The sequence below is a fragment of the Roseisolibacter sp. H3M3-2 genome (assembly GCF_029211165.1).
Lineage (GTDB): Bacteria > Gemmatimonadota > Gemmatimonadetes > Gemmatimonadales > Gemmatimonadaceae > Roseisolibacter.
This window is the reverse complement of sequence record NZ_JARGEK010000567.1, coordinates 1-2,132: the sequence shown is the minus strand read 5'-3', so window position 1 is coordinate 2,132 and position 2,132 is coordinate 1. Positions and strand designations below refer to the sequence as shown.

2 protein-coding genes are annotated in these 2,132 nt (G+C 77.1%); one reads left to right on the top strand and one right to left on the bottom strand.

Annotation, left to right across the window (positions count from 1 at the left end):
• Positions 1-92: 92 nt before the first annotated feature.
• Positions 93-749, bottom strand: coding sequence for a hypothetical protein (locus PYV61_RS24580; protein WP_275836516.1), 657 nt, complete (start codon positions 747-749; stop codon positions 93-95).
• Between the two features lie 331 nt (positions 750-1,080).
• On the opposite strand from PYV61_RS24580, the gene PYV61_RS24575 reads away from it, so the two are divergent.
• Positions 1,081-2,132, top strand: a 1,052-nt coding sequence (locus PYV61_RS24575; protein ID WP_275836515.1) for an ABC transporter substrate-binding protein, incomplete at its 3' end; no start/stop codon positions are given.

Genomic DNA, 2,132 nt, shown 5'->3' with positions numbered 1-2,132 from the left:
AGGCGCGGCCCGCGCGTGATGCGGTCCGCGCCCGGCGCCGGGCGGTCGTCGGGGGCGCGGCGCGCGGTCACGCGCGCGCCGCGCGGGGCCCGTCAGGGCGTTTCGGTCGAGTCGCCGCCGCTGCCATCACGCCAGAGAACGATCCAGCCGGAGAAGTGCGGGATGCCGAAGGTGAGCCGGTGCCCGGTCGCGCTGACGGTGGTGCGCGACTCCTGCGACACGCTCGCGGTGGCGGCCGACTGGTTCACGTCGGACTGCGAGCGAAAGTACCCCGCGCGCAGCGACGCCCGCTTGGGGAGCCGGTTGGTCTGCGTGACCCTGAGGTCCTGCGACGCCTGCAGCGCGACCGGGAAGACCGACCCGTCGGGGCCGAACTCGTAGGCGAGCAGGTCGCCGGCGAGCGCGGTCACGGTGAACGCGGTCGGCACCAGCACCGCGCCGGCCGGGACGTCGAGCGCGAAGCCCGCCGCGGGGATCTCGAGGCGGCCGCCGCGCGCGCCGATGGTCGCCGTGACGGTGATGTTCTCGCGCAACGGGGCGTTGCGGCGGAGCGCCGGCAGCGACCAGGTGCCGACCTTCGCGACGCCGAGGGCGCTGGTCGCGGTGTCGAGCGTCTCGACGGCGCTCTCGAGGAGGTCGGCGCGGCGCTGCCCGGGGGCGAGCGGGGTCCGCTCGGGCGCGCAGGCGAGCGCGGTGCCGAGGGCGAGGGCCGCGACGGCGAACGCCCGGGCGAGTCGGGGGCTTTCCATGTGTGCTGCTCCTGCGTGGAGGTGGCCTGCCGTCGCGCGGTGTGCGCTGCAGCGGTCGGCGCGTCGTCGCACCGGCGTCGCGCGGGTCGCGGCGTCACGCGGAGTGACGCACGCGGGAGTCGGCCCACCTCGTTCGGGACGAATCGTCGCGACCCGCGGTCACGCCGTGAGTGCGCGCCGCACGAACGCAGCGTAGCGGCCCCGGGGACGCGCGGCGCGACGCCGCTCGCCAGCGGGCGCGCATCGTGACAGAATCGTCGAGCCGTGCGTCTTGCCGGCGACGCGGATCACCGTTCGCGCCGCAGCACGCCCGCCTCCGACACCCACGCCCATGCCCCCGCGTTCCCGTCCCCGCCCAGGCGCGACCGCGCGCCGGCTCGCCGCGCTGACGCTGGTCGCCGCGTGCGGCGGCGAGGGCGCGCGCGACACGCGCGACACGCGCGACGCGGGCGCGAACGGTGGCACGCTTGTCATCGCGACGGTCGGCGATCCCGACCTGATCGTGCCGCCGCTCGTCACGTCGCTCGCTGGCGCGCAGGTCGCGTCGCAGCTGTTCGACCGGCTGGCGGAGATCGGGCCGGCGCTGAACACGGTGGGCGACCAGGGGTTCCGCCCGCGCCTCGCCCGGTCGTGGGCGTGGGCGCCGGACTCGCTGTCGGTGCGCTTCGCGCTCGACGCCGCGGCGCGCTGGCACGACGGGCGCCCCGTGACGGCGGCCGACGTCGCCTTCAGCTTCCGCCTCGCCACCGACCCGCGGGCGGCCAGCCCGGTCGCGCCGCTGCTGGCCAACGTGGACTCGGTGACGGCGCCCGACAGCGCGACCGCGGTGGTCTGGTTCGCGCGCCGCTCGCCGCAGCAGTTCTTCGACGCCGTCTACCAGGTGTACGTCGTGCCCGAGCACCTGCTGCGCGACGTCGACCCGACGCAGCTCGCGGCCAGCGAGTTCGCGCGGCGCCCGGTCGGCACGGGGCGCTTCCGCTTCGTGCGCTGGGACCACGGCGCGCGCGTCGAGCTGGCGGCCGACACGGCGAACTGGCGCGGGCGGCCGCCGCTCGATCGCGTGATCTGGTCGATCAACGCCGACCCGGGCGCGGCGACGCGCGCGCTGGTGGCGGGGGAGGCCGACTGGTGGGAGGCGGTGCGCGGCGACGGCCTGGCCATGGTGCGGCGCACGCCGACGCTGCGCGCGATCGACTACCCCTCGCTCGACCAGGGATACCTCGCGTTCAACCTGCGGTCGCCGGGCGGCGCGCCGCACCCGGTGCTCGCCGACCGCGCGGTGCGTCGCGCGCTCGCGGCGGCGATCGACCGCGCGCAGGTGGTGCGCAACACGTTCGACTCGTCGGCGGTGCCGCGCACCGTCCCCGCGCCGCGCGCCACGAA